The sequence below is a fragment of the Variovorax jilinensis genome (assembly GCF_030316885.1).
GTDB classification, from domain to species: Bacteria; Pseudomonadota; Gammaproteobacteria; order Burkholderiales; family Burkholderiaceae_C; genus Variovorax; species Variovorax jilinensis.
The window spans coordinates 205,536-220,596 of record NZ_JASZYQ010000002.1 but is presented as its reverse complement, the minus strand read 5'-3'; the positions used below and the strand labels follow the sequence as shown (position 1 = coordinate 220,596).

Sequence of the window (15,061 nt, the reverse complement as noted above, 5' to 3'; positions counted from 1 at the left end):
GGCGCCGGCTTACTGCTTGCCGCGCTCGACCAACACTTCGGACGGCTGCACCAGCTGGCCGGTCTTGTTCGACCAGGCATTCTTGGTGAAGCTCACGACGGCGGCGATGTCGGTATCGCTGAGCTGCTTCCAGGCCGGCATGGCACCGCCGGCCTGGCCGAAGAGCACGATATGGAGCTGCTTCTGGTGGTCGGCGTCGAGCACCGTGGGCGAGCCGTCGAGCGCCTTGATCGGGCCGGCGCCGCGGCCGTTGGCCTGGTGGCAGGCCGCGCAGTTGGCGGCATAGACCTTCTCGCCGCGGGCCAGCAGTTCGGGCAGGGCCCAGACCTTGGTCGGGTCGTCCTGCTTGGCGGCGGCTTCCTTGCGCTTGGCGTCGACCCAGGCGGTGTAGTCGGCAGCCGACACGACCTTCACGTTGATCGGCATGTAGGCGTGTTCCTTGCCGCAGAGCTCCATGCACTGGCCGTAGTAGTCGCCGATCTTTTCGGCGCGGAACCAGGTGTCGCGCACGAAGCCCGGGATCGCGTCCTGCTTGACGCCCAGCTGCGGCACCGCGAAGGCGTGGATCACGTCGTTGGCGGTGGTGATCAGGCGCACCTTGGTGTTGACAGGCACCACGAGCGGGTTGTCCACGCGCAGCAGGTAGCCGTCGGGGATGTCGCCCTTGGCGCCGGCGTTGGAGATCGCGCGATGCGAGCTGTCGAGCGTCGAGATGAAGGACAGGCCCTCGCCCTCGCCCTTGAGGTAGTCGTAGCCCCACTTCCACTGGTAGCCGGTGGTCTTGATCGTGAGGTCGGAGTTGGTGGTGTCCTTCTGGGCCACGAGCACCTTGGTGGCGGGCAGCGCCATCAGGATCACGATCAGGAAGGGCACGATGGTCCAGAGGATTTCGACCACCACCGATTCGTGGAAGTTGGCCGCCTTGTGGCCGACCGACTTGCGGTGCTTCCAGATCGAATAGAACATGACCGCGAACACCGCCACGAAGATGACGGTGCACAGGATCATCATCGCGTTGTTCAGGAAGTACTGTTCCTGGGAGATCTTGGTGACGCCCACGGGAAGATTCAACTGACGCACCGACGGCCCGCCGGGCAGGTCGTTAACTGCGTGCGCCGCGCCGCTGAAAGCCGCGCCGGCCGCCAGCAGCAGATTCGCCGGCAAGAACTTGTTGCGCCAATTGCTCTTCATCGTGTTCACTTCTTCATTTTCCTGTTAACCCCACCGGTCCCCGCGGTGCGACATGGCGCTCGCCTCGTCAGGCGCTGCGCAATGCCATTCGAATCTCGCGCGCCAGCGCCGCGCGCAACTCCGGGCGCACATAGCGCCCCACCCTGACCGAACGACCCTGACCCGAGACCTCGATCAGCGAGCGATCGCTGGCCTGAGGCTCGATCCGCACCTGATGCGGCAAGAATTCCGTGCGCTCGTAGTGGCCGCCGTTCTCGAGTTCGACCACCAGCCGGCCTCCCTGCAGCGCGATCTTCTCGCCATCGGTTGCGTGACGCGCATACAGCACAAACGCAACCCCGACCGCGGCCAGCTCGAGCCAGGCGAAAGGCAACACCAGGCGCGCGCCGTTGACCCAGAACACGCCGCCGATGCCGAGCGACACCACGCACAGCGACGCGTAGAGCCAGCCGAGCTGGCTCGGCGTGACCGAGCAGTTGCGCTTCAGGAACCAGTGGATGCTCTGGCCTGAAACAGTGGCAAAACGAAACACGGAATTCGACACGGGCGAGTTCAGCAAATCGGTGCGTCGACACACTGCCAAACTTCGGTCGGACAGGCCTCGGCCACGGGACAATACCCGCGAGTTCACGCAGCGCCGGATTGTAGCGGGTGAACCGGGGCCGACTCAGTTGCCTACACGACCACGCTGGAGCATGGAACGCATTTCGCGCAAGGAAACTGCGCTTTCGGCGGACAGCGCCACGCGCGGCGCCGGCTTGAATGCGTGGCCATAGATGACCTCGAAGGTCAGCGCGATGTGGCCGCCGCCGCCCTCGGCCGGCGCGAACTCGGGCAGGGCCCGGCCCAGTGCACGGCGCCAGTCGCGCCCGCGCAACCCCGGGAAGCGGCCCGGGTGCAGGTTGCGGCCCAGCGTTCGCAGCTCGGCCAGCGCGGCCTCGGGGCTGGCCCAGGTCAGCACGATGCGCTCCATGTCCATGACCGGCTCGGCGAAGCCGGCGCCGACCAGCATGTCGCCCCAGTCGTGCATGTCGGTGAATTCGTGGCTCGCCGCCGGCCAGCCCAGCCGGCGGTAGAGGGCGCGCAATTCCTGCAGGGTGTCCGGGCCCAGGCACGAGAACATCAGGAAGCCGTCGGTCGCGACCAGCTGGTGCCAGCGTGCGATCAGGGCCTGCGGATCGGCCGCCATGTGCAGTGCCATGTTGGCCCACAGCAGGTCGACGCCGTCCTCGGGCGCCGGCTCGAAGCGGGGCTGGGCGCCCTGCCAGCGCCGCGCGCTCCACCACGGGGCGTTCAGCGTGCGGGCGGTCAGCGCAGCGAGCGCCGGATCGGGTTCGATCACGAAGGCCGCCGCATCGCGATAGCGTCGAGCGACCAGCGCATGCGCCTCGAGGCCGCCACGCAGCGGCGCCCAGTCGGCCCACTGGCGCGGCACGGCCTTGATCCACTGCAGGCGGTCCTCCATGCGACGGCCGATCTCCTCGTGCAGCCAGGGCGACTGGGCAGCGGCCGGCGCCAGCCGGCGCCAGTGATCGGCCGCCGTGGCATCGATGGTCGGCGGGCGCTGGGCAGGGTCGGTGGGCATGGGCCGCTGAGTATATTGAGGGATGTTCAGGCACTGGGCCGGCCGGTCTTTCTCGTCCCTGCTCGCGCGGCTGCCGAGCCAGTGCGCGGTCTGCCACGCCTGGCCCGCAGCACCCGTCTGCGAGGACTGCGTGGCGCGCTTCGCGGCACCCGAGCCGCGCTGCCCGCGCTGCGCCCTCCCCCTCGCGCGCGAGGGCGCACCCTGCGGCGAGTGCCGGCGGCATCCACCCGCGCTCGACGCCTGCGTGGTCGCCTGTGCCTACGCCTGGCCCTGGCCCGAAGGCATCGCGGCCTTCAAGTTCCAGGGCGACGCCGGCCGCGCGGCACCGCTGGCCGCCCTGCTCGCAAGCGCGCCCTGGGTCGAGCCCGAGCTCGAGCAGGCCGACCTGGTGCTGCCGATGCCGCTGGCGCCGGGCCGGCTGCGCGCACGCGGCTTCAACCAGGCGCATGAACTGGCCCGGCGGCTCGAGCCGGCCAAGTGCGATCCGACGCTGCTGCTTCGCACGCGGGAGACGCCGCCGCAGAGCAGCCTCGATCGCCGCGAGCGGCTGCGCAACCTCGCGGGCGCCTTCGCGCTCGATCCGCGGCGCGCCGGCGAGGTCCGCGGGCGGCGCGTGGTGCTGGTCGACGACGTGATGACCAGCGGGGCCTCGCTGTCGACGGCGGCAGGCGTGCTGCGGGCCGGAGGCGCCGCGCGGGTGTCGGCGGTGGTGCTGGCGCGCACCGATGCAACGGCCTAGGAAGCGCCAGCGGCCGTCGGCACGACAATCGCCCGATGTTCCATATCGTGCTTGTCGAACCCGAGATTCCGCCCAACACCGGCAACGTGATCCGGCTGGCCGCCAACACCGGCTGCACGCTTCATCTGGTCGAGCCGCTGGGCTTCTCGATGGACGACCGCCTGCTGCGCCGCGCCGGCCTGGACTACCACGAGTACGCGACCCTGCTGCGCCATGCCGACTGGCAGGCGCTGCTCGACAGCCAGCGGCCGCCCGTCGATCGGATGTTCGCGCTGACGACGCGCGGCACCCGCCAGGTTCACGACGTGGCGTTCCAGCCCGGCGACTGGCTGGTGTTCGGATCGGAAACGCGCGGACTGGCGCCCGAGCTGCGCGAGAGCTTCGCGCCGCCGCAGCGGCTGCGACTGCCGATGCGCGAAGGCCAGCGCAGCCTGAACCTGTCGAATGCGGTGGCGGTGACCGTCTTCGAGGCCTGGCGCCAGAACGGCTTCGGCTGAGCCACCCCTACCGGTATCGGCGGACCACCGATTCGGCCACGCAGGCCGGCTTGGGCGAGCCCTCGAGCTCGATCGTGGTTTCCCAGGTCATCTGCAGGCCGTCATTGGGAATCGGCTCGGAGCCGAGCAGCTTCATGCGCCCGCGCACCCGGCCGCCGACCGGCACCGGCGTCATGAACCGCACGCGGTTGAGCCCGTAGTTGACGCCCATGCGCGACTCGACCACTTCGAAGGCGACTTCGTAGAGCTTCGGCAGCAGCGACAGCGTGAGAAAGCCGTGCGCGATCGGCCCGCCGAAGGGCCCGGCCTTGGCGCGCTCGACATCGATGTGAATCCACTGGTGGTCGCCCGTGGCGTCGGCGAACTGGTTCACCTGCTCCTGCGTGATGGTGATCCAGTCGCTCACGGCGACTTCCTGGCCGACGCAAGCGGCGAGGTCCTGAAGGGTCTGGAAGGTCTTCTTGGTCATCGCTTCACTTTAGCGGCCGCTCCGGGGGCGTCCTGTCCATGTCGGGACAGGCGCGGATCGGGGTAAATACCGTGCCGCTCAGGCGTCGAGCCAGTCGGCGATCGGGCGCCACTGGTCGAGATCGCGCTGCACGCGACCGGGTGCGATGTCGAACAGCGTGAGCCCGCGGGCCGCGAGCTGGACGTAGTTCTGGGTGTCGCGCAGCTCGCCGAGCACCGGCACGTCGAGGCCGGCGACGAATTCGCGCAGCCGGTCGGCGGCCAGGGTGCGGGCGTCGACGCGCATGCCGATCAGACCGATCCGGGTCTTGCCGGCATGGCGGTTGGCGAGCAGCTTGTCGAGGAAGTCGCGCGTCGCATAGATGTCGAAGATGCTCGGCGACAGCGGCACCAGCACCTGGTCGGCCAGCGCCAGCGACTCCTTGAAGCGCGAACCGTGCAGGCCGGCCGGCGTGTCGATCACCGCATGGGTGGTGCCGCGCGGCGGCCGCACCACGCTGCCGTCCTCGGAGGCGTCCCAGCTGCGGATCTCGCGCGCCTGCTTCGGACGCAGGCCCAGCCACAGCCGCGAGGACTGCTGGCGGTCGATGTCGCCGAGCATCACCGCATGGCCGCGGCTCGCGTAGTAGCCGGCGACATGGGTCGCGAGAGTGGATTTACCGACACCGCCTTTGGGATTGGCGACCAGGACAACCGGCATGAAGTGCTCCGCTGCTGAAGACAGGCGCCATGGTAGCCGCGCCGATGCGGCGCAAATGCTAATGTGCGCGCCATGCCGACAACAACAACGGATCCCGAGGAAAACCGGCGCATCTACGTGATCGCCGCCCATCCACACTGGCGCGAGTCGCGCGTCAACCGCCGCCTGCTGCGGGCCGCGCAAGCGGTGCCTGGCGTCGAGGTCAACGACCTCTACGCCACCTATCCGGACTACGCGATCGACGTCAGGGCCGAGCAGGCGCGGCTGGCCCGGGCCGACCTGGTGGTGCTGCTGCATCCGATCCAGTGGTATTCGATGCCGGCGCTGCAGAAGCTCTGGGTCGACGATGTGCTGGACTACGGATGGGCCTACGGCCCCGGCGGACGGGCCCTCGAAGGCAAGGACTGCTGGCTGGTCGCGACCACCGGCGGGCCGGAGGCCAGCTACCACCCGCAAAGCTACAACCGCTATTTCTTCGATGCCTTCCTGCCGCCTTACGAGCAGACGGCCGCGCTGTGCGGCATGCGCTTCCTGCCGCCGCTGATGTTCCATGGGGCCCGAAGCGCGCCCAGTTCCGAGGTCGAGGCGCATGTCGAGGTATTCGCCGAGCGGCTGGCGAGCTACCCCGAGTGGCCCGAGATGGACGAGATCGACGCCTGCATCGCCTGCCCGGTTCCCCAGACCGACCGCCCGGTCGACCACCACGAGGAGGCCTGAGCATGGAACACGCACCGGGCTGGCTCGTCAACTCGCTGATCTACCTGAGCGCGGCGGTGCTCGTCGTGCCGCTGTCGAAGGCGCTCGGCCTCGGCTCGATCATCGGCTACCTGGTGGCCGGCATCGCGATCGGCCCCTGGGGCCTGAAGCTGGTCACCAACGTCGACGACATCCTGCACTTCGCCGAGTTCGGGGTCGTGCTGATGCTGTTCCTGGTCGGCCTCGAACTGGAGCCGAAGCGGCTCTGGAGCCTCAGGCGACCCATCTTCGGCTGGGGTTCGGCCCAGGTGCTGGGCTGCGCGCTGGTGCTGTTCCTGGCCGGCTGGGCCGCCGGCGCCGGCTGGCGCGTGGCGCTGGTGGCGGCACTCGGGCTCGCGCTGTCGTCGACCGCGATCGCGCTGCAGGTCTTCGGCGAGCGCAACCTGCTGCTGACGCCGAGCGGCCAGGCCGGCTTCTCGATCCTGCTGTTCCAGGACGTGGCGGCGATCCCGATCCTCGCGCTGCTGCCGCTGCTGGCGGTGGTGCACGATGCCGGCGCCGGCCTGAGCGGCTTCGAGCGCGCGCTGGAGGGCGCGAAGATCGTCGCCGTGATCGCGGCCATCATCGTGGGCGGCCGGCTCGCGTTGCGGCCGCTGCTGCGCTGGATCGCGCGCAGCAACACGCCCGAGATCTTCACCGCCACCTCGCTGCTGCTGGTGGTGGCGATCGCGGCGCTGATGCAGTTCATCGGCCTGTCGATGGCGCTGGGCGCCTTCCTCGCCGGCGTGCTGCTGGCCGAGAGCGAATACCGGCGCGAGCTCGAGACCGACATCGAGCCCTTCAAGGGGCTGCTGCTGGGGCTGTTCTTCATCGCGGTCGGCATGAGCATCGACTTCGGCGTGCTGATCGCGAATCCGGGGCTCATGGCGCTGGTGGTGATCGCCTTCATGGTGCTGAAGTTCGGCGTCATCTACGGCCTCGCGAAGGCGATGGAGGTGCCCTACCAGCAGCGGCCGGTGTTCACGCTGCTGCTCGCCCAGGGCGGCGAGTTCGCGTTCGTGGTGTTCCAGGCCGCCGGACCCGACGTGCTGCCGCCTGCGGTGGCCTCGTTCCTGATCGGCGCCGTGGCGCTGTCGATGCTGCTGTCGCCGCTGCTGCTGGTGGCGATCGACAAGTGGCTCATTCCCCACTACAGCGTGCACCACGCGACGGCGCTCGAGGAGATTTCCGAGCCGCAGAGCGCGAAGGTGGTCATCTGCGGCTTCGGCCGCTACGGCCAGATCATCGGCCGGCTCCTGACCGCGCAGGACGTGAGCATCACGGTGCTCGACCACGACCCCGACACCATCGAGTCGCTGCGGGAGTTCGGCATCCGCGTCTTCTACGGCGACGCGACGCGGCTCGACCTGCTGCGCACCGCAGGCGCCGCCACCGCGCGCGTGATCGTGGTGGCGGTGGACGACATGGAGCAGTCGCTCAAGATCGTCGACCTGGCGCGCGAGCATTTCCCGAATGCAAAGCTGGTCGTGCGTGCGCGCAACGTCACCCACCTCTACCAGCTGCAGGACCGCAAGGTCGAGTTCATCGAGCGCGAGGTCTTCGAATCGTCGCTGCGCAGTGCACGCTCGGTGCTCGAGTCGCTCGGCTGGCCCGCGCACGAGGCGCGCGAGGACACGATGCGCTTTCGAACACGCAACATCGAGCTGATGCAGGAGACCTACCCGCACTACAAGGGCGACCGCGCCAAGCTGATCGCGGTCGCGAAGAAGGGCCGGCAGCAGTTCCAGGAGCAGATGGCGCGCGAGCGGGCCGAGCGCAAGCAGCGCTCCGGCTCGGACTGGGACCGGGAACGGGCCGAGGAAGAGCGGCTTCCCTGAGCCCTCCCCAGGTGCCTCAGGTGCCCTGGGAGGCGGCCGCGGCCTTCTGGTCCAGCTTCAGCAGCCGCACCGCATTGCCCTTGAGGATGCCCGGCATCACCTCGGGCTTGAAGCCGGCGTCCTCGAAGTCCTTGAGCCATCGGTCGGGCGTGATCAGCGGGTAGTCGCTCGCGAACAGCACGCGGTCCTTGAGTAGCGTGTTGGCGTACTGCACCAGCTGCTTGGGGAAATACTTCGGGCTCCAGCCCGACAGGTCGATCCAGACATTGGGCTTGTGGGTGGCGACGCTGAGCGCCTCGTCCTGCCACGGGAAGCTCGGGTGGGCCATCACGATCTGCATGTCGGGGAAGTCGATCGCGACGTCGTCGAGGTGCATCGGATTGCTGTATTCGAGCCGGAGGCCGCCGCCGCAGCGCATGCCCGATCCGATGCCGCTGTGGCCGGTGTGGAAGACGGCCGGCAGCTTGTATTCGGCGATGACCTCGTAGATCGGCCAGGCCATCTTGTCGTAGGGGTGGTAGCCCTGCACCGTGGGGTGGAACTTGAAGCCCTTGACGCCGTGCTCCTCGATCAGCCGCCGGGCCTCGCGCGCGCCCATCTTGCCCTTGTGCGGATCGATGCTCGCGAACGCGATCATGATGTCCGAGTTCTTCTGCGCGGCCTCGGCGATCTCCTCGTTCGGAATCCGGCGCCGGCCCATGTTGGATTCGGCGTCGACCATGAACATCACGAGGCCGATCTTGCGTTCGCGGTAGTAGTCGATGCTTTCCTGGATGGTCGGGCGGCGGCCCGACTTGAAGTACTTGTCGGCGGCGCGGTCGTATTCCTCGCCGTAGTTGTCGAAGGGGTTCCAGCAGCTGATCTCGGCGTGCGTGTGGGTGTCGATGGCAATCAGGTTCTCGTGGTCCATGCGTGTCTCCGAACAGTTGTGAGCCTAGGGTAAATCCTCATGCCGCACGTCGGCGGGCAGCTTGAATTGATTATTTTTCATAACCATAATCGATCATCTTCCGGAATGCAATCATGACCCACCCCGACCTCAAGATCGAACTGCAGGGCGACATCGCCATCATCCGCCTGACACGCGGCGCCAAGCGCAATGCCCTGTCGGACGCCTTGATCCTGGCGCTGCGCAACGCCTTCGAGGGGCTGCCTTCGAGCGTTCGCGCCGCGGTGATCGACGGCGAAGGCCCGCACTTCTGCGCCGGGCTCGACCTCTCGGAGCTGCAGGAGCGCGATGCCGGCCAGGGGCTGCAGCATTCGCGCATGTGGCACGCGGCGCTCGAACTGGTCGAGCACGGCCCGGTGCCGGTGGTGGCGGCGCTGCACGGCGCGGTGGTCGGCGGCGGGCTCGAACTCGCGAGCGCCTGCCACATCCGCGTCGCCGACAGCAGCACCTTCTATGCGCTGCCCGAGGGCTCGCGCGGCATCTTCGTGGGCGGCGGCGGCTCGGTGCGGATCCCGAAGCTGATCGGCGCCGCGCGCATGACCGACATGATGATGACCGGCCGGGTCTACAACGCCGAAGACGGCGAGCGTGCCGGCTTCGCACAGTACCTGGTGCCCGAGGGCACGGCCTTCGACAAGGCGGTCGAACTGGCGAAGCGCGTGGCCACCAACGCGCCGCTGACCAACTACGCGCTGATGCACGCACTGCCGCGCATCGCCGAGCAGCCGGCCGACCACGGCTTCTTCACCGAGGCGCTGATGGCCGGCATCGCGCAGAGCTCGCCAGAGGCCAAGGACCGCGTGCGTGCCTTCCTCGAGGGCCGCGCCGGCAAGGTCACCAAGGGCTGAGGCTGCCTCGAACGCGGCCGCCGCCAAGGAGAACGACGAATGAACGAGACAACTTCCCCCGCCGCGCCGCGCTATCGCACGCTGGCCTTCGGCATCACCCGCGCGGTGCTGAGCGAGGGCGTGCCGGGCACGCGCTACCTGAAGGCCGAGGCCACGCTCGCGCCCTACGTCGGCCGCATGACAGACCGGCTGCAGCACTGGGCCGAGACCGCCCCCGATCGCACCTTCATCGCCCGCCGCGAACGCCTTTCGGACGGCAGCACCGGCGACTGGCAGCGCGTGAGCTATGCCGAGGCTCTGCACAAGGCGCGCAGCATCGCGCAGGCACTGATCGACCGCGGTCTCGACGCCGAGCGCCCGGTCGCGATCCTCAGCGAGAACGGCATCGAGCATGCGCTGATGGCGCTCGGCTGCCTCTACGCGGGGGTGCCCTTCTGCCCGGTCTCGCCGCCCTACTCGATCGTGAGCCAGGACTTCGACAAGCTGCGCCACGTGTTCGACACGCTGACGCCGGGCCTGGTCTTCGCCGCCGATGCGAAGCGCTTCGCGCGTGCGATCGCGGCCGTGGTGCCCGCCGACGTCGAGGTGGTGCTGGCCGAGGGCACGCTCGACGGCCGCGCCGTCACATCCTTCGATGCGCTCGCGGCCACGCCGGTCACTTCTGCAGTCGATGCCGCCCATGCCGCGGTCGGTCCCGACACCATCACCAAGTTCCTGTTCACCTCGGGCTCGACCAAGCTGCCGAAGGCCGTCGTCAACACGCACCGCATGTGGTGCGCCAACCAGCAGCAGTTGCGGCAGTCGATCCCGGCCCTCGGCGAGGAGCCGCCGGTGCTGGTCGACTGGCTGCCCTGGAACCACACCTTCGGCGGCAATCACAACGTCGGCATCGTGCTGGACAACGGCGGCACGCTGTACATCGACGACGGCAAGCCGACGCCGGCGCTGATGGGCGAGACGCTGCGCAACCTGCGCGAGATCGCGCCCACCATCTACTTCAACGTGCCGACCGGCTTCGAGGCGATCGCGCAGGCGATGGAGGCCGATGCGGTGCTGCGCCGCAACCTGCTGTCGCGCGTGAAGATGTTCTTCTATTCGGGCGCGGCGCTGTCGCAGCCGGTGTGGGACAGCCTGCACCGCACGCAGGAGGCCGAGATCGGCGAGCGCATCGTGATGGGCACCGGCCTCGGCATGACCGAATCGGGTCCGTTCGCGCTCTACGTCACCGGGCCCGAGGTGAAGTCGGGCGACCTGGGCCTGCCGGCCGCAGGCATCGAGATCAAGCTGGTCGAGGTCGACGGCAAGACCGAGGTGCGCTACCGCGGCCCCAACATCACGCCGGGCTACTGGCGCGCGCCGGACGCCACGGCCGAGGTGTTCGACGACGAGGGCTTCCTGTGCACCGGCGATGCCGTGCAGTGGATCGACCCCGACGACATCCATCGCGGCCTGCGCTTCGACGGCCGCATCGCGGAGGACTTCAAGCTCGCCACCGGCACCTTCGTGAGCGTGGGGCCGCTGCGCGCGAAGATCATCGCGGCCGGCGCGCCTTACGTGCAGGACGCGGTGCTGACCGGCATCAACCTCAGGGAGGTCGGCGCGCTGCTGTTCCCGACCCAGGCCGTGCGCGCGCTGGCCGGCCTGCCGGCCGACGCACCGCTGCAGCAGGTGCTGGAGAGCGCGCCGGTGCAGGCGCGGTTCCAGCAGATCCTCGACACGCTGGCGGCCGCGAGCACCGGCAGCGCCAACCGCATCGCCCGCGCGCACATCGTGTCCGAGCCGCCATCGATCGACCGCGGCGAGGTCACCGACAAGGGCTCCATCAACCAGCGGGCGGTGCTCAAGCATCGCGCCGCGCTGGTCGAGGCGCTGCACGCGGGCAGCCTGCCCTTCACCCTCCAGCCCCGATAAACCAACAGGAGACGACGACATGAACATCCAGGGACAAGCTGCACTCGTGACCGGCGGCGCTTCCGGCCTCGGCGAGGCCACGGCACGCGAACTGGCCCGGCTCGGTGCCAAGGTCGCGGTGGTCGACCGCAATGCGGCGCTGGCGGAGAAGGTCGCGGCCGAGATCGGCGCCGAATTCGGAGCTGGCTGCGCCGTGGCCTGCGTCTGCGACATCACGGACAGCGACAGCGTCACGGCTGCGCTCGATCGCGCCGAGGCCGCGCACGGCCCGGCGCGCATTCTCATGAACGTCGCCGGCATCGGCAGCGCCAAGCGCATCGTCGGCAAGGACGGCAACGCGGCGCCGCTCGAGGACTTCGTGCGCGTGGTCAACGTCAACCTGATCGGCGCCTACAACATCAGCCGCCTGTTCGCGGCACGCTGCGCCAGGCTCGCGCCTGAAGCAGGCGGCGAGCGCGGCACCATGCTGTTCACGGCCTCGGTCGCGGCCTTCGACGGCCAGGTCGGCCAGCAGGCCTACAGCGCCTCGAAGGGCGGGCTGGTGGGCATGACGCTGCCGATGGCGCGCGATCTCGCGCAGCACGGCATCCGTGTCTGCACCATCGCGCCGGGCCTGTTCGCGACGCCGCTGCTCAAGGAACTGCCCGAGGCGATACAGCAATCGCTCGCGGCCTCGATCCCGTTCCCGCCGCGCCTCGGCGATCCGGCCGAGTTCGCCGCCCTGGCCTGCCACTTCGTGACCAACGGCCACCTCAACGGCGAGGTGATCCGGCTCGACGGCGCGCTGCGCATGGCGCCACGCTGAACCGCCACCCCTCATCCCCATCGATCGAAGAACCCCACAGGAGACAAGCACCATGACCACGCGACGCCACTTCGTCCAAGTCCTCGGCAGCGCTGCCGCCCTCGGCGCCCTGCATCCGCTCGCCGCGCTCGCGCAGGCGGTCAACCAGGTCAAGATCCTCTACGGCTTCCCGGCGGGCAGTGCAGGCGACAGCGTGGCGCGCCGCGTCGGCGAGAAGCTCGCGGGCAGCGCCTACACGACCAACGCCGCCGTGGTCGACAACCGTCCCGGCGCGGGCGGACGCATCGCGCTCGAGACGCTCAAGAATTCGCCGGCCGACGGCTCGGTGCTCGCGCTTGCGCAGGCCTCGGCGCTGTCGACCTATCCGCACATCTACAGCAAGCTCAACTACGCCGTGAGCGACTTCGCGCCGGTCTCGGTGGGCGCGGTCATGACGCACGGCCTGGCGGTAGGTCCGATGGTGCCGGCCAGCGTGAAGACGCTCAAGGACTACATCGCCTGGGCCAAGGCCAATCCCAAGGAAGCCAGCTACGGCTCGCCGGGCGCGGGATCGACGCCGCACTTCCTGGGCGCGCTGCTGGCGATCAACAGCGGCGCCGACCTCAAGCACGTGCCGTACCGCGGCTCGCTGCCGGCCGTGAACGACGTGGTCGGTGGCCAGATCGCATCGAGCGTGACGACATCGGGCGACTACCTGCCCTTCGTCAAGGCCGGCAAGCTGCGCGTGCTCGCGACCTCGGGCAGCAAGCGTGCACCCTACCTGCCCGACGTGCCGACCTTCGCCGAGCAGGGCTTCCCGGAACTGGTGGCCGAGGAATGGTTCGGCTTCCTCGCGCCGGCCAAGACGCCGCCCGCGGTGATCGCCAGCGCCAACGCCGCCATCACGGCCGCGCTCAAGGACCCGGCCATCGTCGACGGCCTGTTCTCGGTCGGCCTGGTGGCAAGCGGCTCCACGCCCGAGGAGATGCGCAAGTCGATCCAGAGCGAATCCGAGCGCTGGGCGCCGCTGGTCAAGAAGATCGGCTTCACGGCCGAATCATGAGCGCGGACGCGAGTTCGGCCCGCCGCGGAGCCGCAACGGCCGCGCTGGCGCTGGCCTTGTCGGCCTGCGGCTCGAATGCCCCGCAGGCGCCGTCGGCCTCGGCTTCACCCAAGCTCGGAGCCGCGCGCCCCGGGCAGCTGCTGGCCTGCGGCGAGCTGGCCGATCGGGCCGCGGCGCAGGGCGTGGTCTACACGCGCGTGGTGGCGCTGCCGCCGGGTCCGGTCGCGGTCGGCAATGCCCAGATGCCCGCCCCCGCGCACTGCCTCGTGCAGGGCCACCTTCAGCAGCGCGTGAGCGCGGTCGACGGCAACACCTATGCGATCGGCTTCGAGATGCGGCTGCCGGTGGAATGGAACGGCCGCTTCTTCTATCAGGCGAACGGCGGACTCGATGGTGCCGTGGTGCCGGCGATCGGCGGCATCGGCGGCGGCGCGCCCGTGGACAGCGCGCTGCGCAAGGGCTTCGCGGTGATCAGTTCCGATGCCGGCCACGCCGGCGCGCTCGGCCCGCGCTTCGGCCTCGATCCGCAGGCGCGGCGCGACTACGGCTACAACGCGGTCGCGCAGCTCACGCCGCTTGCGCGCCACCTGATCACGCAGGCCTACGGCCGCGGGCCCGATCGCTCCTACATCGGCGGCTGCTCCAACGGCGGCCGCCACGCGATGGTGGCCGCGGCCCGCTCGACCGGTGGCTTCGACGGCATCCTCGCGGGCAATCCGGGCTTCAACCTGCCGCGCGCCGCGGTGGCGCAGCTCTATGGCGCGCAGCAATACGCGAAGGTGGCCACGGCCACCAACGCGGCGGGCCTGCCCGAGCTCGAATCGGCCTTCACGCCCGCCGAGCTCAAGCTGGTGGCCGACCGCGTGCTGGCGCGCTGCGATGCGCTCGACGGCCTGGCGGACGGCATCGTCGCCGACCTGCAGGCCTGCAAGGCGAACTTCGACCTGCAGCGCGACGTGCCCACCTGCGGCAGCGACGTGCGCGACGGGCAGTGCCTCAGTGCGGCGCGCAAGACCGCGCTCGAGCGCGTGTTCGCGGGCGCGCAGAACAGTGCCAGCAAGCCGCTCTACAGCAGCTTTCCGTTCGATGCCGGAATCGGCGGCGCCAACTGGCGCGAATGGAAGTTCGGCAGCTCGCAGACCCGCGACCCGGGCGCCGTGGCCTACATCTTCACGTCGCCGCCGCTGCACGCGCGCGCGGGCGGCCTGGCCTTTGCCCTCGGCTTCGACATGGACCGCGATGCGCCGCTGATCGACGCCACCGACGGGCTCTACCGCGAGTCCGCGATGACCTTCATGTCGCCGCCCAATGCCACCCAGCTCGCGCAGCTGCGCGCGCGCGGCGCGAAGATGATGGTCTACCACGGCACCAGCGACCCGGTGTTCTCGGCCGACGACACGGCCGCCTGGTACCAGGGCCTGCAGCAGCGAAACGGCGGCGATGCCTCGGGCTTCGTGCGCTATTTCCCGGTACCGGGCATGAACCATTGCTCGGGCGGCCCGGCCACCGACCAGTTCGACATGCTCGGGCCCCTGGTCGACTGGGTCGAGCAGGGCCAGGCGCCAGACTCGGTGATCGCGAGCGCGCGCGGCCCCGGCACCGCGGTCGTCAATCCCGAGCTGCCGGCCAGCTGGTCGGCGCGCCGCACGCGACCGCTCTGCCCCTATCCCCTGGTGGCCCGCTACCAGGGCGGCGACGCCGAGAGCGCGGCGAGCTTTGCCTGCCGGCCGCCTGCGTCCTGAGGCCCCTTCAC

Annotated in this window: 15 protein-coding genes; 9 read left to right on the top strand and 6 right to left on the bottom strand. The window is 69.6% G+C overall.

Features of this window, described 5'->3' with window-relative positions; all coding sequences use genetic code 11:
* Positions 1-9 precede the first annotated feature (9 nt).
* The 3 genes from coxB to QTH87_RS08110 form a co-directional block, all read right to left on the bottom strand.
* Positions 10-1,191, bottom strand: a complete 1,182-nt coding sequence (gene coxB, locus QTH87_RS08120) for a cytochrome c oxidase subunit II (protein WP_286608393.1) — start codon at positions 1,189-1,191, stop codon at positions 10-12.
* A 67-nt stretch (positions 1,192-1,258) separates the two neighbouring features.
* A complete protein-coding gene (locus tag QTH87_RS08115) occupies positions 1,259-1,735 on the bottom strand; it encodes a DUF2244 domain-containing protein (protein ID WP_286609050.1) in 477 nt (158 codons plus the stop codon).
* 123 nt (positions 1,736-1,858) lie between these two features.
* Positions 1,859-2,776, bottom strand: coding sequence for a methyltransferase domain-containing protein (locus tag QTH87_RS08110; RefSeq protein ID WP_286608392.1), 918 nt, complete (start codon positions 2,774-2,776; stop codon positions 1,859-1,861).
* A gap of 22 nt (positions 2,777-2,798) precedes the next feature.
* On the opposite strand from QTH87_RS08110, the gene QTH87_RS08105 reads away from it, so the two are divergent.
* Together QTH87_RS08105 and QTH87_RS08100 are read left to right on the top strand one after the other, a co-directional pair.
* Positions 2,799-3,515 (top strand): ComF family protein, encoded by a 717-nt coding sequence (locus QTH87_RS08105; RefSeq protein WP_286608391.1) that lies wholly within the window; start codon positions 2,799-2,801, stop codon positions 3,513-3,515.
* A gap of 35 nt (positions 3,516-3,550) precedes the next feature.
* On the top strand, positions 3,551-4,012 hold the full coding sequence (locus QTH87_RS08100) for a tRNA (cytidine(34)-2'-O)-methyltransferase (RefSeq protein ID WP_286608389.1): 462 nt from the start codon (positions 3,551-3,553) through the stop codon (positions 4,010-4,012).
* Between the two features lie 7 nt (positions 4,013-4,019).
* Here QTH87_RS08100 and QTH87_RS08095 read toward each other — a convergent pair whose 3' ends face one another.
* Both QTH87_RS08095 and QTH87_RS08090 read right to left on the bottom strand, forming a co-directional pair.
* Entirely contained in the window at positions 4,020-4,481 is a 462-nt protein-coding gene (locus tag QTH87_RS08095; RefSeq protein WP_286608387.1) for a MaoC family dehydratase, read from the bottom strand.
* 78 nt (positions 4,482-4,559) lie between these two features.
* Positions 4,560-5,180 carry a ParA family protein gene (locus QTH87_RS08090; protein ID WP_286608386.1) on the bottom strand — a complete coding sequence of 207 codons (621 nt, stop codon included), beginning with the start codon at positions 5,178-5,180 and terminating at the stop codon, positions 4,560-4,562.
* A 72-nt stretch (positions 5,181-5,252) separates the two neighbouring features.
* On the opposite strand from QTH87_RS08090, the gene kefF reads away from it, so the two are divergent.
* Together kefF and kefC are read left to right on the top strand one after the other, a co-directional pair.
* Positions 5,253-5,897 carry a glutathione-regulated potassium-efflux system oxidoreductase KefF gene (kefF, locus tag QTH87_RS08085; RefSeq protein ID WP_286608385.1) on the top strand — a complete coding sequence of 215 codons (645 nt, stop codon included), beginning with the start codon at positions 5,253-5,255 and terminating at the stop codon, positions 5,895-5,897.
* A gap of 2 nt (positions 5,898-5,899) precedes the next feature.
* Entirely contained in the window at positions 5,900-7,753 is a 1,854-nt protein-coding gene (gene kefC, locus QTH87_RS08080) for a glutathione-regulated potassium-efflux system protein KefC (protein ID WP_286608384.1), read from the top strand.
* Positions 7,754-7,769: 16 nt separating this feature from the next.
* On the opposite strand, the gene QTH87_RS08075 is transcribed toward kefC, so the two are convergent.
* Positions 7,770-8,663 carry an amidohydrolase family protein gene (locus QTH87_RS08075; protein ID WP_286608382.1) on the bottom strand — a complete coding sequence of 298 codons (894 nt, stop codon included), beginning with the start codon at positions 8,661-8,663 and terminating at the stop codon, positions 7,770-7,772.
* Positions 8,664-8,776: 113 nt separating this feature from the next.
* Here QTH87_RS08075 and QTH87_RS08070 point away from each other — a divergent pair, with 113 nt between their 5' ends.
* Genes QTH87_RS08070 through QTH87_RS08050 form a run of 5 tightly spaced genes read left to right on the top strand, consistent with a single transcriptional unit; the run spans position 8,777 to position 15,050 of the window.
* Entirely contained in the window at positions 8,777-9,550 is a 774-nt protein-coding gene (locus QTH87_RS08070) for a crotonase/enoyl-CoA hydratase family protein (RefSeq protein ID WP_286608380.1), read from the top strand.
* A 39-nt stretch (positions 9,551-9,589) separates the two neighbouring features.
* Entirely contained in the window at positions 9,590-11,461 is a 1,872-nt protein-coding gene (locus tag QTH87_RS08065; RefSeq protein ID WP_286608379.1) for a feruloyl-CoA synthase, read from the top strand.
* Positions 11,462-11,480: 19 nt separating this feature from the next.
* Positions 11,481-12,266, top strand: a complete 786-nt coding sequence (locus QTH87_RS08060) for an SDR family NAD(P)-dependent oxidoreductase (RefSeq protein ID WP_286608377.1) — start codon at positions 11,481-11,483, stop codon at positions 12,264-12,266.
* 52 nt (positions 12,267-12,318) lie between these two features.
* The gene (locus QTH87_RS08055; RefSeq protein ID WP_286608375.1) at positions 12,319-13,308 is read left to right on the top strand and encodes a Bug family tripartite tricarboxylate transporter substrate binding protein; all 990 of its coding nucleotides are present in this window, start codon (positions 12,319-12,321) and stop codon (positions 13,306-13,308) included.
* The gene (locus tag QTH87_RS08050; protein ID WP_286608374.1) at positions 13,305-15,050 is read left to right on the top strand and encodes a tannase/feruloyl esterase family alpha/beta hydrolase; all 1,746 of its coding nucleotides are present in this window, start codon (positions 13,305-13,307) and stop codon (positions 15,048-15,050) included. Before QTH87_RS08055 ends, QTH87_RS08050 begins: the two co-directional genes overlap by 4 nt.
* Positions 15,051-15,061: the final 11 nt, after the last annotated feature.